The organism is Paeniglutamicibacter sp. GQ140 (genome assembly GCF_059759235.1).
The window spans coordinates 1-26295 of sequence record NZ_JCAXDW010000004.1 but is presented as its reverse complement, the minus strand read 5'-3'; the positions used below and the strand labels follow the sequence as shown (position 1 = coordinate 26295).

The 26295-nt window shown below is 69.1% G+C and carries 23 protein-coding genes and 1 tRNA gene; 21 read left to right on the top strand and 3 right to left on the bottom strand.

What is annotated here, in order from left to right:
• Positions 1-26: 26 nt before the first annotated feature.
• The 3 genes from cobA to AC6CHY_RS06785 all read left to right on the top strand — a co-directional run bounded on the left by cobA (position 27) and on the right by AC6CHY_RS06785 (position 3344).
• A complete protein-coding gene (gene cobA, locus AC6CHY_RS06795) occupies positions 27-1277 on the top strand; it encodes a uroporphyrinogen-III C-methyltransferase (RefSeq protein WP_498226231.1) in 1251 nt (416 codons plus the stop codon).
• 48 nt (positions 1278-1325) lie between these two features.
• The gene (locus tag AC6CHY_RS06790) at positions 1326-2831 is read left to right on the top strand and encodes an FAD-dependent oxidoreductase (protein ID WP_498226229.1); all 1506 of its coding nucleotides are present in this window, start codon (positions 1326-1328) and stop codon (positions 2829-2831) included.
• 138 nt (positions 2832-2969) lie between these two features.
• Positions 2970-3344: a DUF898 family protein gene (locus tag AC6CHY_RS06785; RefSeq protein WP_254455838.1), complete on the top strand. Its 375-nt coding sequence runs from the start codon at positions 2970-2972 to the stop codon at positions 3342-3344.
• Between the two features lie 53 nt (positions 3345-3397).
• Here the strand turns inward: AC6CHY_RS06785 and AC6CHY_RS06780 are convergent, their stop codons facing one another.
• On the bottom strand, positions 3398-5110 hold the full coding sequence (locus tag AC6CHY_RS06780) for an HNH endonuclease signature motif containing protein (protein ID WP_498226226.1): 1713 nt from the start codon (positions 5108-5110) through the stop codon (positions 3398-3400).
• Positions 5111-5507: 397 nt separating this feature from the next.
• On the opposite strand from AC6CHY_RS06780, the gene ileS reads away from it, so the two are divergent.
• From ileS to ndk, 4 genes are read left to right on the top strand one after another with little or no spacing between them, the layout of a single operon-like run.
• Complete coding sequence (ileS, locus tag AC6CHY_RS06775; RefSeq protein WP_498226224.1) at positions 5508-8813, top strand: isoleucine--tRNA ligase; 3306 nt, start codon at positions 5508-5510, stop codon at positions 8811-8813.
• The gene (locus tag AC6CHY_RS06770; RefSeq protein WP_217387810.1) at positions 8810-10174 is read left to right on the top strand and encodes a bifunctional folylpolyglutamate synthase/dihydrofolate synthase; all 1365 of its coding nucleotides are present in this window, start codon (positions 8810-8812) and stop codon (positions 10172-10174) included. Before ileS ends, AC6CHY_RS06770 begins: the two co-directional genes overlap by 4 nt.
• Before the next feature lie 4 nt (positions 10175-10178).
• Positions 10179-10640: a DUF4233 domain-containing protein gene (locus AC6CHY_RS06765; protein ID WP_498226222.1), complete on the top strand. Its 462-nt coding sequence runs from the start codon at positions 10179-10181 to the stop codon at positions 10638-10640.
• Between the two features lie 51 nt (positions 10641-10691).
• Positions 10692-11108 carry a nucleoside-diphosphate kinase gene (gene ndk / locus AC6CHY_RS06760; protein ID WP_217387812.1) on the top strand — a complete coding sequence of 139 codons (417 nt, stop codon included), beginning with the start codon at positions 10692-10694 and terminating at the stop codon, positions 11106-11108.
• Positions 11109-11203: 95 nt separating this feature from the next.
• Here the strand turns inward: ndk and AC6CHY_RS06755 are convergent, their stop codons facing one another.
• Positions 11204-11629, bottom strand: a complete 426-nt coding sequence (locus AC6CHY_RS06755; RefSeq protein WP_217387813.1) for a ribosomal maturation YjgA family protein — start codon at positions 11627-11629, stop codon at positions 11204-11206.
• Complete coding sequence (locus AC6CHY_RS06750; protein WP_418888824.1) at positions 11619-12245, bottom strand: vitamin K epoxide reductase family protein; 627 nt, start codon at positions 12243-12245, stop codon at positions 11619-11621. Before AC6CHY_RS06750 ends, AC6CHY_RS06755 begins: the two co-directional genes overlap by 11 nt.
• A gap of 552 nt (positions 12246-12797) precedes the next feature.
• Here AC6CHY_RS06750 and AC6CHY_RS06745 point away from each other — a divergent pair.
• The 14 genes from AC6CHY_RS06745 (at position 12798) to AC6CHY_RS06680 (ending at position 26259) form a co-directional block, all read left to right on the top strand.
• The gene (locus AC6CHY_RS06745) at positions 12798-16184 is read left to right on the top strand and encodes an Rne/Rng family ribonuclease (RefSeq protein ID WP_498226221.1); all 3387 of its coding nucleotides are present in this window, start codon (positions 12798-12800) and stop codon (positions 16182-16184) included.
• Positions 16185-16376: 192 nt separating this feature from the next.
• Complete coding sequence (rplU, locus tag AC6CHY_RS06740; RefSeq protein ID WP_217388267.1) at positions 16377-16685, top strand: 50S ribosomal protein L21; 309 nt, start codon at positions 16377-16379, stop codon at positions 16683-16685.
• A gap of 48 nt (positions 16686-16733) precedes the next feature.
• A complete protein-coding gene (gene rpmA / locus AC6CHY_RS06735; RefSeq protein WP_217387816.1) occupies positions 16734-16988 on the top strand; it encodes a 50S ribosomal protein L27 in 255 nt (84 codons plus the stop codon).
• A 150-nt stretch (positions 16989-17138) separates the two neighbouring features.
• Positions 17139-18710, top strand: a complete 1572-nt coding sequence (gene obgE / locus AC6CHY_RS06730) for a GTPase ObgE (protein ID WP_498226219.1) — start codon at positions 17139-17141, stop codon at positions 18708-18710.
• 9 nt (positions 18711-18719) lie between these two features.
• Positions 18720-19859 (top strand): glutamate 5-kinase, encoded by a 1140-nt coding sequence (gene proB / locus AC6CHY_RS06725; RefSeq protein ID WP_217387818.1) that lies wholly within the window; start codon positions 18720-18722, stop codon positions 19857-19859.
• An 82-nt stretch (positions 19860-19941) separates the two neighbouring features.
• Positions 19942-21261, top strand: a complete 1320-nt coding sequence (locus AC6CHY_RS06720) for a glutamate-5-semialdehyde dehydrogenase (protein ID WP_217387819.1) — start codon at positions 19942-19944, stop codon at positions 21259-21261.
• A gap of 103 nt (positions 21262-21364) precedes the next feature.
• Positions 21365-21589, top strand: coding sequence for a hypothetical protein (locus AC6CHY_RS06715; RefSeq protein WP_217387820.1), 225 nt, complete (start codon positions 21365-21367; stop codon positions 21587-21589).
• 4 nt (positions 21590-21593) lie between these two features.
• On the top strand, positions 21594-22223 hold the full coding sequence (nadD, locus tag AC6CHY_RS06710) for a nicotinate-nucleotide adenylyltransferase (RefSeq protein ID WP_256449133.1): 630 nt from the start codon (positions 21594-21596) through the stop codon (positions 22221-22223).
• Between the two features lie 21 nt (positions 22224-22244).
• A complete protein-coding gene (locus AC6CHY_RS06705; protein WP_498226217.1) occupies positions 22245-23831 on the top strand; it encodes a hypothetical protein in 1587 nt (528 codons plus the stop codon).
• Between the two features lie 39 nt (positions 23832-23870).
• Positions 23871-24284: a ribosome silencing factor gene (rsfS, locus tag AC6CHY_RS06700; protein WP_217387822.1), complete on the top strand. Its 414-nt coding sequence runs from the start codon at positions 23871-23873 to the stop codon at positions 24282-24284.
• Between the two features lie 72 nt (positions 24285-24356).
• Positions 24357-24432, top strand: a tRNA-Ala gene (locus AC6CHY_RS06695).
• A 244-nt stretch (positions 24433-24676) separates the two neighbouring features.
• A complete protein-coding gene (locus AC6CHY_RS06690) occupies positions 24677-25282 on the top strand; it encodes a SatD family protein (protein ID WP_217387823.1) in 606 nt (201 codons plus the stop codon).
• Positions 25279-25827, top strand: coding sequence for a hypothetical protein (locus tag AC6CHY_RS06685; RefSeq protein WP_498226215.1), 549 nt, complete (start codon positions 25279-25281; stop codon positions 25825-25827). Before AC6CHY_RS06690 ends, AC6CHY_RS06685 begins: the two co-directional genes overlap by 4 nt.
• An 81-nt stretch (positions 25828-25908) precedes the next feature.
• Positions 25909-26259 (top strand): zinc ribbon domain-containing protein YjdM, encoded by a 351-nt coding sequence (locus AC6CHY_RS06680; protein WP_217387825.1) that lies wholly within the window; start codon positions 25909-25911, stop codon positions 26257-26259.
• Positions 26260-26295: the final 36 nt, after the last annotated feature.

Sequence of the window (26295 nt, the reverse complement as noted above, 5' to 3'; positions counted from 1 at the left end):
ATCGGACCCACCCCAGGGAGCAGGCCATGACGGCATCCAACGATTCACCCATCCACCCGCTGGCCCTGCGCCTGGCCGGAAAGGACGTGCTCTGCGTGGGCGCCGGAAAGGTGGCGGCACGACGCATCGCCCAGCTGCTGGAGGCCGGCGCGAAGATCACCGTCATCGCCCCGGAGGCCGTCGGGCCCATCGCCGAGGCAGCGGCCGCCGGGAAGCTGCTCTGGCTAAGGCGCGGCTATGCGCCCGGGGACCTGGAGGGCATGTGGCTGGCCCACACCGCCACCGGGAACACGGAGCTGGACGCCCGGGTCTCGGCCGATGCCGACGCGCGGCAGACCTGGTGCGTCAACGCCTCGGACCACGCCGCCTCCAGCGCCTGGACCCCCGCCGTCGCGCGGACCGGGGAGGGAACCACCGTGGCGGTCACCGCCGGCGGGGACCCGCGCCGGGCCGCCGGGCTGCGCAACGCCATCGCGCTGGCAGCGGACACCGGGCTGCTGCCGCTGCGCCGCCGCCGCTCCGGGCCCGGCTCCGTGGCCCTGGTCGGGGGAGGCCCGGGCGATCCCGGGCTCATCACCGTCACCGGGCGCCGGCTGCTGGCCGCCGCCGACGTGGTGGTCGCCGACCGGCTCGGCCCGCGCGGGCTGCTGGGCGAACTCGACCCGTCCGTGCGCGTCATCGAGGTCGGCAAGGCCCCCGGCGACCACCTGGCCACGCAGGATGAGATCAACGCGGTGCTGGTCGCCGAGGCACGGGCGGGCAACCGCGTGGTGCGGCTCAAGGGCGGGGACCCGTTCGTGCTGGGCCGCGGCGGCGAGGAAGCGGCCCACTGCCGTGCGCACGGCGTCGAGGTGTCCGTCGTCCCCGGGGTCACCAGCGCCATCTCGGTGCCCGCCGCCGCCGGAATCCCCGTCACCCACCGCGGGGTGGCCACCGGCTTCTCGATGGCCACCGGCCACGAGGAGCTGGCCGAACTGCCGGCCCGCCCCGACCACACCCTGGTCCTGCTCATGGGCGTGGCCCGGCTGGCACGCAACGCCGCCACGCTGCTGGGCCGCGGGCTGCCCGCCGACACCCCCGTGGCGATCATCGAGCGCGGCTGGTGCCCGGACCAGCGCATCACCATCGACCGGCTCGATGCCATCGCCGACACCGCCGCGCGGATCGGCGTGGCGAACCCCGCGGTGATCGTCATCGGCGACGTGGTGCGCATCAGCCCGCACGCCGCCGGGGCCCTGGCGCCGGCCGGCACCCGGCAGCTGCTGCCCGCCGGCTGAGCACACCCCAACACCCCACCAAACCGGCCATACCCCAGGAGGACCCCCATGCCCCAGAAACACCCATCCGCACCGGCACCGGCGGCGACACCCGCCGCCTTCGCCGGCCGCCCGCTGCGCGTTGCCATCATCGGCGCCGGCCCCGCCGGAGTCTACGCCGCGGACATCCTGACCAAGGCCGAGCGCGACTTCGAGCTCGCGATCGACCTCTTCGACCGCTACCCGGCACCGTACGGGCTGATCCGCTACGGCGTCGCCCCGGACCACCCGCGCATCAAGGGCATCGTCAAGGCGCTGCACAAGGTGCTGGACCGCGGGGACATCCGCTTCTTCGGGAACGTGGACTACGGAACCGACCTGTCGATCGCGGAGCTGCGCGAGCACTACGACGCCGCCATTTTCGCCACCGGCGCCATCAACGACGCGGACCTGAACATCCCGGGCATCGAGCTGGAGGGCTCGCACGGCGGCGCGGACTTCGTCTCCTGGTACGACGGGCACCCGGACGTGCCGCGCACCTGGCCGCTGGAGGCCACGGAAATCGCGGTGCTCGGCAACGGCAACGTGGCCCTGGACGTGGCCCGCGTGCTCTCCAAGCACCCCGAGGACCTCTTGGTCACCGAGATCCCCGAGAACGTGTACCGCGGCCTGGCCGCCTCCCCGGTCACCGACGTGCACGTCTTCGGCCGCCGGGGACCTGCCCAGGTCAAGTTCACGCCGCTGGAGTTGCGCGAGCTTTCGCACAGCCAGGACGTGGACATCGTGCTCTACCCGGAGGACTTCGAGTTCGACGCCGCCTCCGACGCCGCGATCAAGACCAACAACCAGGTCAAGACCATGGTCGGCACGCTGACCAACTGGCTGATCGAACAGGAGGAGCGCGAGGAACGCGGGGAGGCCGTCGACGCCACCGAGTCCGGGCGCCCGCGCCGCCGGCTGCACCTGCACTTCCTGCATTCCCCGGTGGAGGTCACCGGCACCGACGGCAAGGTCGCCGGCATCAGGTTCGAGCGCCAGGAGCTCGACGGCACCGGAAACGCGCGCGGCACCGGCGAGCTCATCGACTACCCGGTCCAGGCCATCTACCGCGCCATCGGCTACTTCGGCTCGGCGCTGCCGGAGATCGAATACGACGGGCGCACCGGCACGGTGCCCAACCTCGAGGGCAAGGTGCTGGATGCCGCCGGCACCCAGGTGCCCGGGCTCTACGCCACCGGCTGGATCAAGCGCGGCCCCATCGGGCTGATCGGCCACACCAAGTCCGACGCCGCCGAGACCATCGCCCACCTGCTCGCGGACCTCAACGAGCTGCCGGTTGCAGCGAACCCCGCACCCGATGCGGTGACCGCGCTGCTGGACGCCAAGAAAGTCGCCTACACCAGCTGGGACGGCTGGATCGCGCTGGATGCGCACGAGCAGGCGCTCGGGACCGCGGCAGACCCGGCGCCTACCCCGCAGGGACCGGTGGCGCGCGAGCGGGTCAAGGTCGTTGACCGCGCCGAGATGGTTGCAGTGTCCCGCGCGGTGGACGAGCCGGCGGCCTCCCGCGGCTGAGCCGGCGGCCACCGGGCCGGACGGGCGTTCGGCGGCGGGTGTCGGCAAAACGTGGTCGTGCCCGGCTAGGCTCGGGGGACAAGCGCGGATGGTCGGCACCTCGCCGGCCATCCGTTCGGCACCAGGGGGAGAAGCGTCATGAGCATGCAGGCCAGCGGAAACAACCAGCCCGGAACGGGTGTTGCGGCACTGGGGAACTTCCCGCCCGGAACACCGGTCTTCGAATTCCGCGGGGGAGCGGCAACGTGGTTCGGCACGCAATTGCTGGGCATGGCCATCACCATCTTCACGCTGGGGATTTGCTATCCCTTTGCGGTGGTGCTGGTGGAGCGCTGGCGGGCCAGGAACACCTTCCTGATGGGTAGGCCGCTGCAGTTCGCCGGCACCGGGTGGGGTATCTTCGGGCTGTGGGTGAAGTGGTTCCTGTTGTGCATCATCACCCTGGGCATCTATTCGTTCTGGGTGTACCCGCGCCTGACGGCGTGGAAGGTCGAAAACACCGTGTTGAACTAGACGTCACTTTTGCGCCGTGCCGCGGGCGGCCTGCCGCTCCCGAGGTGAGGGGATCAGGCCGCCCGCTGGGGTTCGGCCGCGGGGTGGAAGATCCAATTGAGCCGCGGCAGCTGCAGGGGATCGCGGGATGCGGGCAGGATGACATAGGGCCTCCCGCGGATCATCTCGATCCGGAACCTGCCCGCGTGGTACGCCTGGTGGCACATTGGACACAAGAGGCAGCCCCGCGAGACATCGGTCCTGCCGCCGAGGTTCCAGGCATCCACGTGGTGCGCCTCGCACCGGTTCGGCGGCATGGTGCACCCGGGGTTGGCACAGCCCTTGTCGCGCACCGCGATGGCGCGGCGCTGGGCGCGGTTGAAGTATCGTCGTGTCCGCCCAAGCTCGAGCGGGACCCCGGCACCGTCCAGCACGCTCGGGATGATCCCGGCGTTGCAGGCGATGCGCCGGCAGCTGGCCGGTGAAATGTCTTCGCCGTGGTCGGTGATCCCGGCGGCATCGAGCTGGCCCATGAACGTTTCCAGGGTGATGGTCACGTTCATCGTGAAGTTGGGGGCCAATGGCATCTGCCCGTCGGCGGCATCCGGGGAGCCGGGTTCCGCCGGGCTGGTGGTGATGCGCACCGAATCGATGATGAGCTGGTGCAGGCGGCGGGCCCGTTGGCGGCTCAGCGCAGCCTCGATCGATTCCCCGGGCCGCATCTCGACGGCGGGCTCCAGCTGCGGGGGCTGCCCCAGGTCGGTGAACCCTGCCACGGGCCGTTCCCCGACCGGGGTGTTCTGGTCGATGGCCCATTCGGGGATGGGCGGGCCCGCCTCCGGGACGGGAGCGGGCGCAGTCCCGGCCCTGGTCCTGGGACTGTTGAGGATGTCGGCGGCGGTGGCCAGCAGTTCGTGGCCCTCCGCGGTGGTGATGACCTTGTACTCGTAGCCCTTGCGGGTGTGTCCGAGGTAGTAGGCGCCGACGAACATCTCCTCGGCCGCCTCGCGGCGGGTCGCCGTCGCATCGTCGAGCCGCTTCGCCTGGTCCTTGAGCAGTTTCTCGGTGCCCTGGGAATTGCGGGTGCGCGCGGCCTCGGCCAGCTCCGCCTCCAGCGCCCGGCCGGCCTCCCCGTCGTCCATCCGGTCGCGGGAGGGGGCGAGATTATCGAATTTCCGGGCCAGCGTGGCCAGCGCTTTCGGGTCCGCGGCGGCGTCGTCGAGCACCTGGCCCAGCAGCGGGAACCTCGGCGGGACGAGGGAGCCGTTGAACCCGGTGTGCGGGACCAGGTTCTCGGCGCTCTGCACGCGGTGCTGGGCCTGGAAGTGCGTGAGGTTCAGCTCGCCGGCCAGGAAATCGGTGTCGTCGCGGAACAGCGGCGTGGTCCCGGGACGCGTCGGCACATCGACGGGCAGCTCCGGTGCGGCGGCGAAGGCGACCGGATCGCGCAGGAGCTCGTTGAGTTCGGCCAGCGGCGCCTCGGTGATGGTGTGCACCTGCGCGTCGACGGCGCGGGAGGCGGCCAGCAGCTGGCCGTAGCCGGCCTGCCGGTGGATGGCCTCGGTGAGCGCCACGAAGGCCGCGGCAAGCACCGGGGACGAGCCGACGGAGGCGGCTGCCCGTTTGAGCACCGCCCGAAGAACCGGCGCGAGGATCGCCAGCTCGCGCAACCCATCGCCCCGGGTGCAGGGCTCCGAGGCCCGCTCGTCCGGGGTAGCGGTGGTGCAGGAAAGTGCCATCGACATGGCGTCCAGCACCGTCGCCGCAAGCGCTGGCGTGTTGGTCATGGATCCAGCATGGGCCGGGAACGCCGCCCGCGGGGCGGCCGCGGGGAAATTGTGGATAACCCGCTCCGGCGGCTCCCGGATCACCGCGATCGCCGGGATTGAGCGCCGGGCGCCAAGGCGCGCTAGACTTGTGGCAACATGACGTCGACCCGGCAATCACCGGCGAGTCCTTGGAAGAACGGTGAACACCCGGCGTGCCGGGGGAGAACCCGGTAGAACCAAGCGGGTAAGCCCGTCACAGCAGTCAACGAGCGGCCAGGGACGGTCCGGGTAATTCCGGGGCGAACCGGGCAAGCGGGGTGGTACCGCGAGGTGGAGCGACCAATTGCTTCGACTCGTCCCTGTGTTGGAGAACGCCTAAGCGCCCACGCGCCTTCGATCACCAGGACTGCCGCAGATGACCAGCTACCCCAAGGCCTCGACCGACCCGCATGGCACAACGCCATCCTCTCCCCGCTTCCCGGAGATCGAGGAACGGGTCCTTTCCTACTGGAAGGACGATTCGACCTTCCAGGCCTCCATTGACGCCCGCGATGCAGGTGTTGACGGGGCCAACGAGTTCGTCTTCTACGACGGCCCCCCCTTCGCCAACGGCCTGCCGCACTACGGCCACCTGCTCACCGGGTACGTCAAGGACCTGGTCGCCCGCTACCAGACCCAGCGCGGCTCCCGCGTGGAGCGCCGCTTCGGCTGGGACACCCACGGACTGCCGGCCGAGCTCGAGGCCATGAAGCAGCTGGGCATGAGCGACAAGGCGCAGATCGAGGCCATGGGCATCGACAAGTTCAACGACGCCTGCCGCTCCTCGGTGATGAAGTACGCCGACGAGTGGCAGGACTACGTCACCCGCCAGGCGCGCTGGGTCGACTTCGAGAACGACTACAAGACGCTGAACGTCGAGTACATGGAATCGGTCATCTGGGCCTTCAAGCAGCTGCACGACAAGGGGCTGACCTACAAGGGCTTCCGCGTGCTTCCGTATTGCTGGAAGGACGAGACCCCGCTGTCCAACCACGAGCTGCGCATGGACGACGACGTCTACAAGGACCGCCAGGACCAGACCGTCACCGTCTCCTTCCCGCTGCTGGCCGGGGAGTCCGCGGTCTCCAAGGAGCTCGCCGGCGTGCAGGCCCTGGCCTGGACCACCACCCCCTGGACGCTGCCGACCAACATGGCCCTGGCCGTGGGACCCGACGTCGTCTACGTCGTGCTGCCCGCCGGCGAGAACGGCGTGAAGGCCTCCGGGGCCACCGGAAGCTTCATGCTGGCCGAGGACCTGCTCGGCTCCTACGCCAAGGACCTGGGCTACGCCGATGCCGCCGCGGCCGCCGCCGCCATCACCGCGCGCCACACCGGTGCGGACCTTGCCGGGATCAGGTACGCACCGCTCTGGGACACCTTCGCCGACGCGGACACCTGGAACACCGGCAACGCGTGGCAGCTGCTGGTCGCCGACTACGTCACCACCACCGACGGCACCGGCATCGTCCACCAGGCCCCGGCCTACGGCGAGGAGGACCAGAAGATCTGCGAGGCCGCCGGCATCCCGGTGATCCTCTCCATCGACGAGGGCGCGAAGTTCCTGCCGGTGTTCAAAGGTGGCGAGCTGGCGGAAATCGTCGGCGTGCAGGCCTTCGAGGCCAACAAGGCCATCACCAACGTGCTCAAGGGCGATGCGCGGCTCATCAAGCAGGCCTCCTACGTGCACTCCTACCCGCACTGCTGGCGCTGCCGCACCCCGCTGATCTACCGCGCCATCTCTTCCTGGTACGTCGAGGTGACCAAGGTCAAGGACCGGATGCTGGAGCTGAACCAGCAGATCAACTGGATCCCGGAGAACGTGAAGGACGGCCAGTTCGGCAAGTGGCTGGCCAACGCCCGGGACTGGTCGATCTCCCGCAACCGCTACTGGGGATCCCCGATCCCGGTCTGGGAATGCGACGGCGCGAACTGCACCCACCGCGAGGTCCACGGCTCGCTGGATGAGATCAAGGCGGCCTTCGGGCGCCTGCCGCTGAACAACGAGGGACAGCCGGATCTGCACCGCCCGTTCATCGACGATTTGGTCCGCGCGCATGAGGGCTGCGCCGATGCCGGCACGCTGCGCCGCGTCGAGGACGTGCTGGACGTGTGGTTCGACTCCGGGTCGATGCCCTACGCCCAGGCGCACTACCCGTTCGAGAACAAGGACTGGTTCGACACCCACCACCCGGCTGACTTCATCGTCGAGTACATCGGGCAGACCCGCGGCTGGTTCTACACCATGCACGTGCTCTCCACCGCGCTCTTTGACCGCCCCGCATACAAGAACGTGATCAGCCACGGCATCGTGCTGGGCAGCGACGGACAGAAGATGTCCAAGTCGCTGCGCAACTACCCGGACGTCAACGAGGTCCTTGACCGCGACGGCTCCGACGCCATGCGCTGGTTCCTGATGGCCTCCCCGATCCTGCGCGGCGGCAACCTGGTCGTCACCGAGCAGGGCATCCGCGAGGGCGTGCGCCAGGTATTGCTGCCGATGTGGAACGTCTGGCACTTCTTCTCCCTCTACACCAACGCGGCCAACGGCGGCGCCGGCTACGAAGCGAAGATCGCGCACAGCTCCACCGACCCGCTCGATGCGTACATGTTGGCTGCCACCGGGGACCTGGTCCGCGAGGTCACCGCGTCGCTGGATGCCTACGACATCTCCGAGGCAGCCGAAACGATCCGCCGCTACATGGACACGCTGACCAACTGGTACGTGCGCCGGAGCCGCCAGCGCTTCTTCGACGAGGACACCCGCGCCTTCGACACCCTGTACACCGCGCTGGAGACCCTGACCCGCGTCGCGGCCCCGCTGCTGCCGCTGGCCACCGAGGAAATCTGGCGCGGGCTGACCGGCGGGCGCTCGGTGCACCTGGCCGAGTGGCCCGACGCGGAGCTCTTCCTCCGCGACGACGAGCTGGTCGCCGCGATGGAGACCACCCGCAAGATCGCCTCGGTCGGCTCCTCGCTGCGCAAGGCGGCGAACCTGCGCGTGCGCCTGCCGCTGGCCGGCATGACCGTGGCCGTGCCGGGCGCCGCGGCGCTGGAGGGGACGTTCGCCGGGATCATCCGCGACGAGCTGAACCTGCGCTCGCTCACGCTCCTGGACGCCGGCCAGGCCGACGCCGGGCAATACGGCATCAGCCAGCGCCTGGTCGTCAACGCCCGCGCCGCGGGCCCGCGCCTGGGCAAGAACGTGCAGGTGGCCATCAAGGGCGCCAAGTCCGGGGACTGGTCGGTGGACGAGGCCGGAGTGGTCACCGCCGGGGGACTGGGGCTCCAGGAACACGAGTACACGCTCGAGACCGTCGTGGAGGCCACCGAGGGCGCCGACTCGATCGCCGCAGCGGTGCTGCCCGGCGGCGGCTTCCTGGTGCTTGACACGCAAGTCACCGAGGAGCTGGCGGCCGAGGGCACGGCACGGGACATGATCCGCGCCATCCAGTCGGCCCGCAAGGACGCCGACCTTCTGGTCTCGGACCGCATCCGCACCGAGATCACCGCCGACGCCGCCACCGTGGCGGCGCTGCACGCCAACGCCGAGCTCATCAAGGGCGAGACGCTCAGCCTCGGGCTGGTCCTGGTGGCCGGGCCCGACGGCCAGGCCCCCGTGGTCAGCGTTGAAACCGTTGCAGCGGCCGAGGCCGCCGACAAGGAAATGGGACCCACCACATGAGCAACACCTTTGACAGGTTCTCGGTAGAGAGCGTCTACGCGGAGCTTCTGGCCCGCGCGCCGGAGAACAAGATCGAGCCGCGCATGGAACCCATGCGCCGGGCCATGGAGATCCTGGGGGAGCCGAACAAGGCCTACCCGATCATCCACGTCACCGGCACCAACGGGAAGACCTCCACGGCGCGGATGATCGAATCCCTGCTGCGCGCCCACGACCTGCGCACCGGGCGCTATTCCTCCCCGCACCTGGTCTCGGTCACCGAGCGCATCGCGATCGACGGGGAGTCGGTGGACGATGAGACGTTCGTGCGGATCTGGGACGAGATCCGCCCCTACCTGCAGATCGTCGACGACGAGCTCGCCGCCAAGGGCGAGAACCGGCTGACCTACTTCGAGGCAGTGACCATCCTGGGCTTCGCGGTCTTCGCCGACACCCCGGTGGACGTGGCGATCATCGAGGTCGGGCTGGGCGGGATCACCGACGCCACCAACGTGGGCGACGGCCAGGTCTCGGTGTTCACCCCGATCTCCCTAGACCACACCGACCTGCTGGGCGACACCGTCGAGCTGATCGCCGACGAGAAGGCAGGCATCATCAAGCCCGGCGGCTTCATGGTCTCCAGCGCGCAGCCCGCCGACGCGGCCCAGGTGCTGCTGGAACGCGCCCGCGGGCTCGAGGTCCCCTACAGGTTCGAGGGCGTGGAGTTCGGCGTCGAAAACCGCACCGTGGCCGTCGGCGGCCAGCAGATCGACCTGCAGGGCCTGGCCGGGCGCTACCCCGGCATCCTGCTGCCGCTGCACGGCGAGCACCAGGCGCAGAACGCCGCCGTGGCCCTGGCCGCGGTCGAGGCGTTCATCGGCGGCGGGGAAACCCCGCTGAACCACGACCTGGTGATGGAGGGCTTCGGCGCCGCCACCAGCCCCGGGCGCCTGGAGGTCATCCGCAAGGCCCCGACGGTGCTGCTTGACGCTGGGCACAACCCCGACGGCATCCGCGCCTCGGCGGCCGCGGTGAAGGAATCCTTCGGCTTCACCAAGCTGGTGCTGGTCATCGGGATCCTCGCGGAGAAGGACGCCCCGGCCATGCTCGCGCAGCTGCGCGAATCCTACCTGGACCTCACCGAGGACATCTGCATCACCCAGTCCAACTCCCCGCGGGCCATCCCCGCCGGGGAACTGGCGGGAATGGCGCTGGAGGCCGGGTTCAACGAGGAGGACATCTTCGTCACCGAGCGCCTGGACGACGCCCTGGAATGGGCCGTGGGACGCTCCGAGGCCGGGGAGGACTTCGGCGGCGGCGTGCTCGTCACCGGGTCCATCACGCTGGTCGGCGAGGCCCGCATGCTGCTGGGAGGTGCCTAGCCACATGGCGAAAATGACCAAGGCGCAGCGCGAATGGCGTCCGGGAGTGCCGAAGAAGGCCCGCTCGACCCGTGTGATGTTCGCCTCCACGGTGCTGGTGCTCGAGGCGTTCCTGGCGATCTTCGTGGCGCTTGCCCTCTTCGGGCTCAAGCGCGAGGAGCTGTCCCCGGTCCTGGTGATCGGCGCCGGCGCGGTGGTCGCGCTCATCTGCGTCTTCACCTGCGCGCTGCTGAAGAAACCGCTGGGATACGCCATCGGCTGGGCGCTGCAGCTGCTGTTCATCCTCACCGGGTTCCTGCTGACCTCGATGTTCTTCATCGGGGCCGCGTTCGCCGCCACCTGGTGGTACGCCGTCACCAAGGGCCGGTCGATGGACCTGGAGACGGCCCGCCGGGCCCGCGAGCAGGCCGCCTGGGAGGCGGCGCACCCGCCGGAAGATCCCGGCGCACCGACTGCGCAACCGTAGAATCAAGACCAACGACACATGTGCACCACCACCACAGAAGGAGCCGCACCCATGGCCATTGAACGCACCCTGATCCTCATCAAGCCCGACGGCGTCAAGCGCCAGCTGACCGGCCAGATCCTTTCCCGCATCGAGGCCAAGGGCTACGTGATCGCCGAGCTCAAGCAGGTCTCCGCGACCCGCGAACTGCTCGAGGCGCACTATGAGGAGCACGTGGGCAAGCCGTTCTACGAGCCGCTGGTCGAGTTCATGCTCTCCGGCCCGCTCGTGGCGCTCATCGCCGAGGGCCAGAACGTCATCCCCGGCTTCCGCTCGCTGGCCGGCACCACCGACCCGACCACCGCGGCCCCGGGCACCATCCGCGGGGACCTGGGCCGCGACTGGGGCCTGAAGGTCCAACAGAACCTGGTCCACGGCTCGGACTCGGTGGAATCCGCCGCCCGCGAAATCGGCATCTGGTTCTCCTGATCCAAGAGGGGGGTACCCACCCCCGCAGAGAGGGCCCGGCACTTCCACGCGAGTGGAAAATGCCGGGCCCTCTTTCGCCTCCGCGCAAGCCGCGTTCAGCCCGCGGTTGGCCGCCGGACCCGGATCCTGCCCGCCAGCACATCCGCGCCGAGCGCCAGCGCGGAGCCAATCGCGTAGGCCAGCAGGTCAAGGGGCGCGAAGCCCGTGCCCAACACCAGCCGGACCGGCGGGAAGGCGCGGGCCAGGTCCGCGGGAATGCCGGTGAGCTGCAGCAGCTCGATGAGCACGCAGAGCACCAGGGCGGCGGCGGCAATCGAGAGCGCCGCGGCCCGGGGGCGCAGCACCGTGAGCAGCAGGTAGATGAGCACCGCGTAGAACACGCCACCGGAAAGGTCGGCCGGCAACCCGGCACCCAGGAAACGCGAGGCAAGGCCCGCCGCGACGACCGGCGGCACCAGGGCGGCGGCCGCCAGCCGCCGCGCTCCGTGCCGCCGCCCGGCGGCCGGGGCCTCAGGCGCCAACGAAGGCGCCGGGGAAGCGCAGGACGACGGTGGCGGCGGTGATGACCAGCAGCACGACCACCGCAACCCAGGTCCATTCGCCGGCCGCGCGGCGCAGTGCCGCCGGCGCGGGGAGCACGCCGTGGGCGATGTTGCGGGCCGTGGTGTACATGAACATCGGGATCATCATCGCCCAAACCACCATGCAGTAGGGGCACAGGGCGTTGATCTCGTAGAGCGCCTGGGACCAGAGCCACACGATGAACACCATCGCCAGGGTGACTCCGACCTGCACGCCGACCCAGTACCAGCGGGCGAAGCGGGCCCCGGCCAGCAGCGCCATGCCGATGGTGACCACGATGCCGAAGCCCACGATGCCCAGGAACGGGTTGGGGAAGCCCAGCAGGGCAGCCTGGGTGGATTTCATGACGGTGCCGCAGGAGACCCAGGGGTTGAAGTCGCAGCTGGTCACGTAGTCGGGGTCCTTGTACAGGGCGATGCGCTCGAGCACCAGGATCCCCGAGGCGATCCAGGCCACCGCGCCGGCGAGCACCAGGAACAGGCCAAAGGGCCGGTCCCGGGCCATGCGCGGCACCGCGTCCCCGTCGCGTGGTGGCGCGGCTGCTGCTTCGGACATGCTCATCGGTGCTCCCTCGTGGCGGTTCGGTTTTCCCCCGGCGTGCGGCCACCCGGGATTTCCGGCGTGGATGCCACGCCGGGCCGGGAAGTTGCGGGTGGCCACAGCTGAAGTCTAGTGGCCCCCGGCGGCGCGGATCCTGCCCCGCGCCGGGGGTTGGCACAAGGGAAGGGGCAATGCGCGGCGCGCGCGGTGCCCGTCGGCGTGTCGATGTGAGACAATTGCAGTGGTTGTTCGTGGATCCACAGTCTGCTTTCAACCCAACGACAGGCTTTCAAGCCCGATTGCGATGCATCTGCTGCGTAGAGACCGCCTATACGAAGGTCTGAGCGAATACCGCGATATGGTCGCCGCAACGTAAAGCGGCTTGCTTGGAAAAGCGCCGTTGGCCTTGCACGGATGCCGCGCCCCGCAATGGTGGGCGCACCCGTTCAAGACATCTACAAGGACTTCCGCTGGGACACGCGGCCACAAGGCCCGGTCCGGCGAACCAACCAGGGGAGACGCGCTATCTGTGGGAGCAGCCGACCCGCCGAGGAGCACTCTTTTAACATGGCACTGAATCGCGACGAATCAAAGGCAGCAATGGGCCAGGGGCCAAAGGGCCGCAGCCGTACCTCCCGCCCGCCGCGCGGCAACTTCAACGAACCGTCACCGCCGCCGCCGCGCCGGGCCATGACCCTGGCCGAGCTCAACGACGCAGCAGCCGCACCGACGCGCAAGGTGCGCGCCAACGTTTCCCCGCGCGCCGCCACCGCGCGCCGCGCCCCTGCCACCCGGAACGCCCCCGCCCGGGAAGCGACGGTTGAATCGGTCGTCGCCGAGGCGACCGGCAAGGCCCCGGCCGCCAAGGTCCAGGCACCTGCCGCCGAGGCAGTGACAGCCCCCGCGAAGGCACCTGCCCGCCGCGGCCCGCGCCGCGCCACCTCCGGGGTCACCTCCCCGGGAGCGGCAGCCGTGGAGGCGCCGGCAGTCATCGAGGCCCCGGCCGCGCTGGCCGCCGCCGAGGCCCAGACCGAAATCGTTGCCGAGAAGTCAGCGGCCCCGGCCGCCGAGGCCGCAGAGCCGAAGACCGCCGCCAAGCGCCCGGCCCGCGGCCGCGGCCGCAAGGCCACTGCCCCGGCTTCGAACACCGAGGCGCCCGCCGCCGAGGAGGCCCCCGAGGTTCCGGCCGCCGAGGCAGCCGTCGAGGCCACCGAGGAGCAGGCCGAAGGCACCGAGCCGGCCAAGGCCACCCGCCGCCGTCCGGCCCGAGGCGGCCGCGGCACCCGCGCCGCCCAGGAAGCCGCCGCCGAAACCCCGGCCGCCGAGTCCGCCGAACCCGAGGCCGCTGCCGCCGAGGCCGCTGCCGCCGAGGCAGCAATCGAACCGGAGCCGGCAACCATCTCCGACCCGTTCGCCATCCCCGAATCCGCGCTGTCGCTGATCTTCCAGGCACCGAGCCTGCCCGCCGCCGGCGCCCCCGCCGACGGGGACGAGCACCAGGAAGCGGCCGGCAGCGGCCGCCGTGGCCGCTCCGACGCGGCCGGCGAGGACGCCGATGACGAAAACGCGGACGGCTCCGGAGCCGTCTCGCGCCGCCGTCGCCGTCGCCGCCGCGGCGAGGCCGACCTCGAGTTGGCCGGCGGATCCGAAAACGACCCGCCCAACACCATCACCAGGGTCCGCGCCCCGCGCACCACCCTGGAACCGGTGGTCTCCAACAAGGTCACCGCCGTGCGCGGATCCACCCGCCTCGAAGCCAAGCGCCAGCGCCGCCGCGACTCCCGCGAGTCCGGCCGCCGCCGCCAGGTCATCACCGAGGCGGAGTTCCTGGCCCGCCGCGAATCCGTCGACCGCCAGATGATCGTGCGCCAGCGCGAGGACCGCATCCAGATCGGCGTCCTCGAGGACGGCATCCTGGCCGAGCACTTCGTCTCCAAGACCCAGCAGGACTCCCTGATCGGCAACGTGTATGTCGGCAAGGTGCAGAACGTGCTCCCGTCGATGGAGGCCGCCTTCGTTGACATCGGACGCGGACGCAATGCCGTACTCTACGCCGGCGAGGTCAACTGGGACGTCGCGGGCCTGGACGGCCAGCCGCGCCGCATCGAGCACGCCCTGAAGTCCGGGGACACCGTCCTGGTGCAGGTCACCAAGGATCCGGTGGGCCACAAGGGCGCCCGCCTGACCTCCCAGATCTCGCTTCCGGGCCGCTACCTGGTGTACGTGCCGGGCGGCTCGATGACCGGGATCTCGCGCAAGCTTCCCGACGTGGAGCGCAACCGCCTGAAGAAGATCCTCAAGGACCACCTGCCGGAGAACGCGGGCGTCATCGTGCGCACCGCCGCCGAGGGGGCTTCCGAGGAAGAGTTGATGAACGACATCAACCGCCTGCGCGCCCAGTGGGAAGGGATCGAGGCCGCCTCGACCTCCACCAAGACGCTGGCGCCCGAGCTGCTCTACGGGGAGCCGGATTTGACCATCAAGGTCGTCCGCGATGTCTTCAACGAGGACTTCACCAAGCTCATCGTCTCCGGCGACGAGGCCTGGGACACCATCGAGGCCTACGTGACCTACGTGGCCCCGGACCTGGTCTCGCGCCTGGAGAAGTGGGAGTCCGACGAGGACATCTTCGGCCACTACCGCCTCGACGAGCAGATCCACAAGGCCCTGGACCGCAAGGTCTTCCTGCCCTCCGGCGGCTCCCTGGTGATCGACCGCACCGAGGCCATGACAGTGGTCGACGTGAACACCGGCAAGTACACCGGATCCGGCGGAAACCTCGAGGAAACCGTCACCAAGAACAACCTGGAGGCGGCCGAGGAGGTCGTGCGCCAGCTGCGCCTGCGCGACATCGGCGGCATCATCGTCATCGACTTCATCGACATGGTCCTGGAGTCCAACCGCGACCTGGTGCTCCGCCGCCTGGTCGAGTGCCTGGGCCGCGACCGCACCAAGCACCAGGTTGCAGAGGTCACCTCCCTTGGCCTGGTCCAGATGACGCGCAAGCGCATGGGCACCGGTCTGCTGGAGGTCTTCGGCGAGAACTGCGAGGCCTGCAACGGCCGCGGCGTGATCACCCACGACGTGCCGGTGGAACACCGCCGGTCCTTCAACTCGGCCGGCGAGGCCCACGGCCCGAGCAGCCGCGCCGCGGAGAAGCCCTCGCGGGCCGAGCGCCGCCGCCGCAACCGTTCCACCGACGGCGAGGCCGGCACCGAAGGCGGTGCCGAGGAAACCACCGAGGCCCCCGCAGCGGTGTCCGCGCCGAACGAGGCCAAGGCCACCGCCACGCGCAACGCCTTTGCCACGATCGCCGCGGCGGCACATGCAGCCCACGAACACGACGATGCGGAAGCCGCCGACGGCGGCGCGACGCTGACCGTGGCAGGGGAGTCGGTGGTGGTTCCCGCCGCGCGCCGCAACCGCCGTGCCGCCTCCTCCGAGGCCAGCGCGCCGTCGCTGACCCTGGAGAACCTGGAAGCCGCGCTGCCGGACAACTCCCCGGTGGCCGACGCGCCAGCCGAGGCCGAGGAAGGCGAGTCCGCGCAATCGCGTCCGGCCCGCTCCCGCACCCGCCGCAAGGCCCGTGCCAAGGCTCCCGAGGCAAGTGCCGCCCCCGCCGCCGAACAGCCGGCTGCGGCATCGGCACCCGTGATCTCGGGTGTGGCCGGGCAGGCCTCCGACGATGCGCCTTCCGAGGCGCCGGCGGCAACCTCAACCAAAAAGACTTCGGGCATCGAGCCGGTGGCGCGCGCCAAGCGCAGCCGCCGTGCCACGAGCCCGCAGGGTGGATCCGACACCGCAGTTTCTGTGGCATCGGACACGCTTGCGGCATCGGGTACCTCCCATGTCGCTTCGCTCGCTGACCCAACCAAGGCCCCGCAGCCGCCAATCGCCGCCAATGCGCCGATTATGCTGGGTGTCGGGGTGCCGGTCAAAGAGTTGAAAGAGTAGGGGTCTTGACGACTCGCGGGGCAGTCTGTATTTGCCCCCGCAGCGCTTTTTAGCGTAGTCTAGATCCTCGGTGCGAACGCCAGCTATCGGATTCTTCCGCTCGGCGTGCCAGCACAGCGCAATCCCCGGTTTGTTTTGGGGTAGTGATGCGCAGCAAGACAGATTGAACGTCGAGTAGAAGTGAGTACCCACGTGGTGTACGCAATTGTCCGCGCTGGCGGCCGCCAGGAAAAGGTTTCTGTTGGAGACCTCGTTACCCTTGACCGCCTGAAGGCCGCCCCAGGCGCCTCCATTGAATTGCCAGCCCTGTTGCTGGTTGATGGCGAGAAGGTAACTTCGGCAGCCGATGAGCTTGCCAAGGTTAAGGTGACCGCTGAGGTCATTGAGAACCTTCGCGGCCAGAAGATTGTCATCCAGAAGTTCAAGAACAAGACCGGTTACAAGAAGCGCCAGGGTTTCCGCGCTATGTTGACCAAGGTCAAGGTCACCTCGATCGCTTAATTGCGGTTGATTCCAAGAATTCTCATTACCTGAAGGTAGGCATTTTCAATGGCACATAAGAAGGGCGCGAGTTCCACTCGCAACGGTCGCGATTCCAACGCCCAGTACCTTGGCGTCAAGCGCTTCGGTGGTCAGGTCGTTTCGGCCGGCGAAATCATCGTTCGCCAGCGTGGCACCCACTTCCACCCGGGCGCCGGCGTGGGACGTGGCAAGGACGATACCCTGTTCGCACTGGAAGCCGGGGCTGTCGAATTCGGCACTCGCCGCGGCCGTAAAGTCGTGAACATCGTTACCGCTGGCTAACTAGCGCGTAACCGCATTCATTACACTGTAGAGGGTGGGCCGCACGGCTCACCCTCTATGTGTTTTTCCAAAACCCCCAGTGTTTTGCCGCACCCCGCCCCCGGGCGGGCAGCGGAAAACACCATCCTTTTTTGCTAGGAGCTTTCAACCGTGGCAGCCTTCATCGACCGAGTGGTCCTCCATGTCTCCGGTGGTACCGGTGGGCACGGCTGTGTCTCCATCAAACGCGAAAAATTCAAGCCCCTCGGCGGACCCGACGGCGGCAGTGGCGGCGACGGCGGAAACGTGGTCCTGCGTGTAGACGCGCAGACCACCACCCTGCTTTCCTACCACCACTCGCCGCACCGCCACGCCGGAAACGGCGAGGGCGGCAAGGGCGACCTGCGCCCGGGCAAGAACGGCGAGTCCCTCGTCCTGCCCGTGCCCGAGGGCACCGTGGTCAAGAACCGCGACGGCGACATCCTGGCCGACCTGATCGGTGACGGATCCGAATACGTCGTTGCCTCCGGCGGCCTGGGCGGCCTGGGCAACGCAGGGCTCTCCAGCCAGCGCCGCAAGGCCCCCGGGTTCGCGTTGCTGGGCACCCCCGGCACCGCCGCCGAGGTCATCCTCGAGCTGAAGTCCGTCGCCGACGTCGCCCTGGTGGGTTACCCCTCGGCCGGAAAGTCCTCGCTGATCGCCGCGCTCTCCGCGGCCCGGCCCAAGATCGCCGACTACCCCTTCACCACCCTGGTCCCGAACCTCGGCGTGGTCCAGGCGGGCGACGTGCGCTACACCGTCGCCGACGTGCCTGGCCTGATCCCCGGAGCCTCGCAGGGCCGCGGCCTGGGCCTGGAGTTCCTGCGCCACGTCGAACGCTGCGCCGCCCTGGTGCACGTACTTGACTGCGGCGCCCTGGAAACGGACCGCGACCCGGTTGCCGACCTGGAAACCATCCAGGCCGAGCTTGACGCCTACGAGGTCGACTCCTCGTTTGCCGGCGCCGACGGCCAGATCATTCCGCTGAACGAACGCCCCCGCCTGATCGCCCTGAACAAGGTCGACATGCCGGACGGCCGTGACATGGCAGAATTCGTGCGCCCGGAACTGGAGAAGCGCGGCTACCGCGTCTTCGAGGTCTCGGCCATGAGCCGCGAGGGGCTGCGCGAGCTCTCCTTCGCCATGTCCGAGCTGGTCACCGAGGCGCGCGCCAAGATCGAGGCAGCCCCGCTGCCCGTTCCCGTCGAGGTGCTGCGCCCGCGCGGCAGCAAGGCCAGCAAGGCCGGATTCATCATCCGCAAGGAGGAGCGCAACCTCGAGCCGCTCTTCCGCGTCATCGGCGAAAAGCCCGAGCGCTGGATCATGCAGACCGACTTCCGCAACGACGAGGCAGTGGGCTACCTCGCCGACCGCCTGGCCAAGCTCGGCGTCGAAAACCAGCTGTACAAGCTGGGTGCCAAGCCCGGCGACGCGGTGGTCATCGGCTCCGAGGTCGACGCCGTGGTCTTCGACTGGGAGCCGACGATGGCCGCCGGTGCCGAGCTCCTGGGCTCGCGCCGCGGACAGGACGAGCGCCTGGCCGAATTCGGCGCACGCCCCTCCCGCGAGGAGAAGCGTGCGCAGCACGAGGCGCGCAAGGGCGCCAAGGCCGCGGCCCGCGAGGACCTGGAAGCCGAGCGCAAGGCCGGAATCTGGACGGAGTCCGTCAACTACAAGCACCAGCTTCCCAAGTCCGGGGAGTAACACAGCACCGTGCGCGCCACCCACCAGCCCTCGGGCATCACGCAACGCCAGGACCTGCCCCGTGCCTCACGCATCGTGGTCAAGGTCGGTTCCTCGTCCCTGACCACGCTGGCCGGGGGCATCTCCGAGGAGGCGCTCAGTTCCCTGGTTGACCGCCTTGCCGCGGTCAACACCGCCGGGACCGAGCTGATCCTGGTCTCCTCCGGCGCCATCGCCGCCGGGCTGGCACCCCTGGACCTGGGGCGCCGCCCGCGGGACCTGGCCACGCAGCAGGCAGCCGCCTCGGTGGGCCAGGGGCTGCTGATGGCCAAGTACACCCAGGCGTTCTCCGCCCACGGGGTCACCGTCGGCCAGGTGCTTTTGACGGCCGACGACCTGATCCGCCGCCAGCAGTACGCCAACGCGTTCCGCGCGCTGAACCGGCTGCTGGCCCTGGGCGTGGTGCCGATCGTGAACGAAAACGACACGGTGGCCACCCACGAGATCCGCTTCGGCGACAACGACCGGCTGGCGGCCCTCGTGGCGCACCTGGTCAAGGCCGATGCGCTGCTGCTGCTCTCCGACGTCGACGCGGTCTACGACGCACCGCCGAACGCCGGGGGAGTGCGCGTCTCCCGGGTCGACCGGGCCGAGGACCTGGCGAGCCTGCGCATCGGCTCCACCGGGGGAGCCGGGCTGGGCACCGGCGGCATGGCCACCAAGGTCGAGGCCGCCACCATGAGCGCCGAATCGGGCATCCCCACGCTGGTCACCTCCACCGCCAACGCGGCAGCCGCGCTGGCCGGGGCGGACGTGGGAACCTGGTTCTCCGCCCGCGGCGGACGGCGCTCCACCCGGATGCTGTGGCTGGCCCACCTCGCCACCACCCAGGGGCGGCTGCTGCTGGATCCCGGGGCCGTGCGCGCCGTGGCCTCGGGTGTCGCCTCGCTGCTGCCTGCCGGGATCACCGGGGTCAAGGGGTCCTTCGAGGCCGGGGACGCGGTGGAAATCACCGACGCCGCCGGGCGGGTCATCGCCCGGGGACTGGTGAACTTCTCCTCCGCGGAATTGCCGCAGATGCTGGGCCGCTCCACCCGGGAACTCGGCGAGGACCTGGGGAGCCAATTCGAACGCGCCGTGGTGCACGTCGACGACCTGGTCGTCGTCTAGGACCCGGGCACGCGATGCCCGGCCCGTCCCCGTGCTTAACATGGGGGCGGGCCGCTGTGCATCCACCGTAGAATGGGTGATCATGAGCCAGAACATTGACGCATCGCTGAATCTTACCGACGTAGCAGGTCCCGCCGACGGCATCGCGGCCGCCACGGTGGCCGTGGGCAAGCTCGCCGACCGGGCCCGGTCCGCCTCGCGCGTGCTGGCCCGCGCCGACCGCAACTGGAAGGACCGGGCGCTGCTGGCCATTGCCGCGTCGCTGGATGCCAACCGCGCCGCCGTCATCAAGGCCAACGCCAAGGACATTGCCGCGGGCCGCGCCAACGGCACCTCCGACGCGCTGCTGGACCGGCTCAAGCTCAACGACGCGCGCGTGGACGCGCTGATCGCCGCGCTCGAGGAACTGGCCGGGCTGCCGGACCCCGTGGGCACCGTGCTGCGCGGCCAGACCCTGCCCAACGGGCTGCGGCTGCGCCAGGTCCACGTCCCGATGGGCGTCATCGGCGCGATCTACGAGGCCCGCCCCAACGTCACCGTCGACATCGCCGGGCTGGCCCTGAAGAGCGGCAACGCGGTGCTGCTGCGCGGGGGAAGCGCCGCGGCGCACTCCAACGTGGCATTGCTGGCGCTGATCCGCGACGCCCTGGAATCCGTGGGTCTGCCGGCCGACGCCGTGGCCTCGGTCGACGCCTGGGGACGCGACGGCGCCGACGCGATGATGGGTGCGCGCGGGAAGATCGACGTGCTGATTCCCCGCGGCGGCCGCGAGCTGATCCAGCGCGTGGTCACCACCGCCAGCGTCCCGGTCATCGAGACCGGCGAGGGCAACGTGCACATCTACCTCGACGAATCGGCCGACGCCGCGATGGCGGTGCCGATCCTGCTCAACGCCAAGACCCAGCGCCCCTCGGTGTGCAACACCGTGGAGACGCTGCTGCTCAACGCGAACGCCAAGGCCTCCGGCGAGGTCCTCGCGGCCCTGCACAAGGCCGGGGTGCGCCTGCACGTCGACGCCCGCGCCAAGGCGCTTGCCGGCGCGACACCCACCGTCGACGCGGTCGAGGCGGACTGGGACACCGAGTACATGGACCTTGACCTGGCCGTTGCCGTGGTCGATGACCTGGGCGGCGCCATCAAGCACATCCGGGCGCACAGCACCGGGCACACCGAGGCAATCCTGACCAACAATCTCTCGCACGCCGAGCGCTTCATTGCCGAGGTCGATTCGGCCGCGGTGATCGTCAACGCCTCCACCCGCTTCACCGACGGCGGGCAGCTGGGCCTGGGGGCGGAGGTCGGCATTTCCACGCAGAAGATGCATGCGCGCGGTCCCATGGGCCTGCGCGAGCTCACCACCACCAAGTGGATTGTGCAGGGCGATGGGCATGTTCGTTCGTAGCCGCGTGCCAAGGTGGGTACGATAGAGGCTAACGAGTCATAAAAGATACAACACAGTGCCGCCCACGCATGTGCGCGTCCGGCACGCAACAACCTGGAGAAACATGTTTACCCAGTCCCTGAACGCGGCCCTCGCCGCTTCCGAAAACGCCGGTGGCGGCATGTCCACCGAAACGCAGGCACTGATTGTCGGCGGCGGCATCTTCCTGCTCTTCATGGTGATGCTGCTGATCACGATGTCCTACTCCAACGTCGGCAACCGCCACCAGGTCAAGCCGGAGCCCGAGGACACGCACCGCACGCACACCAACAAGCACGGCCATCACTAGCCGTCTGACGGCCGAACGAACGGACCGCCCATTTCGCCTGGGCGTCATGGGCGGCACGTTCGATCCGATCCACCACGGCCACCTGGTGGCCGCCAGCGAAGTTGCAGCGGTCTTCGACCTGGACGAAGTCGTGTTCGTGCCCACCGGGGAACCCTGGCAGAAGCTGGACCGCGACGTGGCCCCGGCCGAACATCGCTACCTGATGACGGTGATCGCCACGGCGGCGAATCCCCGATTCACCGTGAGCCGGGTGGACATCGACCGTCCCGGCCCCACGTACACGATCGATACGCTGCGGGACCTGCGCGCGCAGCGTCCGGACGCCGAGTTGTTCTTCATCACCGGCGCGGACGCCATGGCCCAGATCCTGGGCTGGAAGGACGCCGAGGAGCTCTGGCAGCTGGCGCACTTCGTGGGGGTCACCAGGCCCGGCCACGAGCTGCCGGTGCTTGACCGCAACGACGTCTCGTTGATGGAGGTCCCGGCCATGGCGATTTCCTCGACTGATTGCCGGGAACGGGTGCGGACCGGACATCCGGTGTGGTACCTGGTGCCGGACGGCGTGGTGCAATACATCGCCAAGTACAAGCTGTACAACGACAAGAACAACGCAGTAAGCAACGGCCAGGTATAGAGACGGCCGGGAATGGACAAGATGAGCGACGAGACCGGGCCCGCGCTCAGCAGGCGAGCCCTGCGGGAGCAGCGACGTGCCGAGGCCGAAGCCCAGCTTGCCCAAGAGCAGGCGCAGGGCCAGGCGCCCGCGACCCCCGCCGGCAAGCCGGCCAACGCCAAGCCTTCCGTGCCCGCTCCCGCCGCTCCGGCTGCAAAGACCCCGCCGGCGCCCAAGGCTCCCGCACCCGCGGCAAAGACGCCTGCTCCCGGGACCAAGACCCCAGCACCCGCGGCGAAGAGCCCGGCTCCGGCCGCCAAGCCGGCAGCCCCGGCCGCACCTGCGCCCGCCGCCAAGTCAGCGCCGCAAGCCGATGAGCCCGTGCGCAGCCGCCGCGCCGCCGCCGGCGTGGTGGACGCCGTGTCCCAGCGCACCGAACGCACCTCGCTACAGCGTGCCCGCGACCGCGAGGCACTGCGTACCCGCCGCCGGCTGGAACAGGAAGTCTCCGAGCTTTCCCCCAAGGATCCGTCTCCGGCCGACGACCCCGCACCGCTGACGCGCAAGCAGATGCGCCTGCAGGCGCTCAGCACCGCCAAGGAGGCAGGCTCCGGCGCCGAACCGGGCCCGGCCAACGCCCCTGCACAGCCCCAAGCCAGTGCAACGGCCAAGCCTGCTGCATCCAAGCCAGAGGACGCCAAGCCCGCTGCCGCAGCGAAGGCTCCCGCCAAGCCGCGTGTTGATCCCGCGGCGCAGGCACCCGGTGCCGTGGCACCCCAGATGAGCGTCGAAGAGGCCTTGGCGCTGCGCCGGCGCTCCGGCGGGGCGGCCCCGAGCGAGCCGCTGCTGATCCAGCCCGAGGAAGACCTGGCCGACGTGGACCTGGAGGTCCTGGCCCAGCAACGCGAACTTGCCGCCCGTGCGGCCATCATTTCCCGCCGCGCCGCCGAACGCCAGCGCATGCAGGAAGAAAACAGCCAGCGTGCCGGCGCCCGCCGCTCCGACCCCTTTACCGGGGCGATGAACCACCTGCGCGAAGAGGACATCGAGAAGAAGCTGGTCAACACCGGCATCACCGGTCCGCTGACGCGCGGCTACAACATTGCCATGACCGACCAGGGCACCATCGTCGAGAATCGGCAAACCCCCGCGGCTCCGGCCACCAAGACTCCGGCATCGGCGCCCCGCGCGCCGAAGCCGACGACCCCGGCAGCGAAAGCCCCGGCGGTCACACCTGCGCACAAGCCAAAGGCTGCTACTCCGGCCCAGGCACCGGCTCGCGACTCCACGTCGCCCGCCGCTTCACAAGCTGCCGCAGCAGCACCGGCACGGACGGCGGCGGCCAGGCCCGCTGCCTCCGCACCCGCCGGCCCCAAGGCCCCCGTGGCCCCGGGCGCCGGCAAGGCAGGGCAAGCACCCGATACCAAGGATGCCCCCGCCGAAAATGTTGGGTCTTCGGTGGCTCGCCCACCCGTGCGTGCCGTTCGCGCGCAGGGGCTTGAGCCACTGGATGTGCAGACCGCCGGAATGCGCCGTGCCAACAACATGTACTTGATGGTCATCGCGGCTTTGTCCGTTGGAGGCGCGGCACTTGTTGCCGGTCTCATTATGTTCCTGAACTCAAACTAGCGCCCACCGCGTCGCACCCAATTTCTCAAGGAGAACCCCATGAGCGCCCACGAACATTCCATCGACCTGGTGCAGACCGCTGCCCTCGCCGCTGCCGAGAAGCAGGCTGAAAACCTGGTCGCATTGGACGTTTCCGAACGCCTCGGCGTCACCGATGCGTTCCTGATCGCCTCGGCCGCTTCCGAGCGCCAGGTCAATTCCATTGTTGACGAGATCGAAGACAAGCTCGCCGAGAAGTTCGAGATCCGTCCGGTTCGCCGCGAGGGTCGCGGCCAGGGCCGCTGGGTCCTGCTCGACTACGCGGATGTCGTCATTCACGTCCAGCACAACGAGGACCGCGTTTTCTACGCCTTGGAGCGCCTCTGGGGCGACTGCCCGGTCATCGAACTGCCGACCACGGGCGAGCCGGCCACCGACATGTCGCACGTCGAAACGCTCCCGGATTCGCTCTAGGTCCCTCGATTTGCGCCACACGTTTTGTGTGGCCTATGATGGTTGAGTTGCCCGCAAGGGCGGCTCTCATTTGGGGGTATGGCGCAGTTGGTAGCGCGTCTGCATGGCATGCAGAAGGTCAGGGGTTCGAATCCCCTTACCTCCACCAAAATGTATGAATGAAAAGGTCCCCGGCTTCGGCCGGGGACCTTTTTGCTTGCCCAAGGCCCTGTCTTCGGGCCCGGTTCCGGGCCCGGAAGCGGGAAGATGACCCGAGCGTAGCCGGGTCCCGTGCGGAAAAGGCCCATCGTTTTCTGCAGATGGTGTGGGGGCCTCGCATGTGCTCGCCTTTGTGAAAGGGTCGACAAGTCCTAGGCATTGTGAATCTCGCTACAAGTCTGTAAGTTTGTGTCATGATTGTCATCACCATAGACCAGCGTAGGTCCCGCTCGGGGCCGGACAAGGTCGAGTCCCTGCTGCGCCGACTGGACGGCGAGTACAACGCGGTGCGGGGATTCGAGAGAACCGCGGGCGATGAGCTGCAGGGAGTGCTCGACGACGGTGCCATGGCCGTTGCCTTGGCCCTGGACGTCGCACACACGGGGGAGTGGAGCGTGGGAATCGGGGTGGGGTCGGTGCAGACCCCGATGCCCCGGGAAACCCGGGCGGGACGAGGGCAGGCCTTTGAATATGCGCGGGATTCGGTCGAGCGGGCAAAGAACTCAAGTGGCGCCCTGGCGCTGTCGGGCCCCGGGCCGGAAGCGGAGCGGATCGAGGCCGAACTGCAGCTCCTCGCGCTGGTCAACGCCCGACGAACCAAAACGTCGGCCGAGGCCGGCACACTGGTGTCACAGGGCCTGACCCAGCAGCAGGTCGCTGCACGTCTGGAGATCACGCAGCAGGCCGTTTCGGCGCGCCTGGCCTCGGGCCTCTGGTACGAGACCGCCAGGCTCACCGATCTGGCGGGTCGGGCGCTGGCAGACTATTCGATGACGATGGAAGGCGGGCAGGGTTCATGAGCTGGATTGCCTGGGCCTTGCTGGTCAGTGTTATTCCGTTGGGCACCCCTAGATACTTCGCGGATTCCGGCTTTCGCTGGCCGTTGAAGCAGTCGACCGCCAGCTACCTGCTCGTGGCCGTGCTTGGCCTGGCAGGTCTCGCCGCTGCGATCGGCGACCACCTTCCCGCCGCATCCTCCATCCCGCATGGACTTGTGGTCGTGGCAAGCGTTGCGGCCGCAACCCTGGGTGGGGGCCCGGTCACCGAAACGGTCTTCCGGCTTGCGGCCTTCAAAAGGGCCGCCGGGGACGACGCTTCCGATGATGTGGAGCCGAGCCCGCTGCGCGGAGGCATGTGGATCGGGTTGTTGGAACGCGCGGCAATAGCCTCGACCCTGTGGGCCTCCTGGCCGGAGGGCCTGGCAGTGGTTCTGGCGGTGAAGGGTCTGGGGCGATTTTCCGAGCTTAAGCAACACGCGGCCGCGGAGCAGTTCATTCTGGGAACCTTCGTCAGCGTTTTGTGGGCATGCGCGGCAGTTGGAGTGGGCCGGATCATCAGTCTCTAGGCCAGGGGCCGCGGGGATGTACTGCCGCGTGGCGTTTACGGCCAGGCGGACGAGTTCTGCGGTCGTACTAGAATGATGGGCATGAGTGACGTATTGCCATCGTGCCCGCAGTGTTCAAGCCCCTATACGTATGAAATGGGCGCCCTGCTGGTTTGCCCCGAGTGCGCCCACGAATGGTCGGCCGAAGCCGACGCAGTGGACGAGCCGAAGGAAGCCGTTATCAAGGATTCCGTCGGCAAGGTGCTTTCCGACGGCGATACCGTCACCATCGTCAAGGACCTGAAAGTCAAGGGGCAAGCCCAGTCCATCAAGGTCGGCACCAAGGTGCGCAACATCCGTCTGGTCAACGGCGTCGACGGCCACGACATCGACTGCAAGGTCGATGGGTTCGGGCCCATGCAGCTCAAGTCTTCCGTCGTAAAAAAGGTCTGATACGCCGCATTCAGCCATTGGCCAAGCGCCACCTCT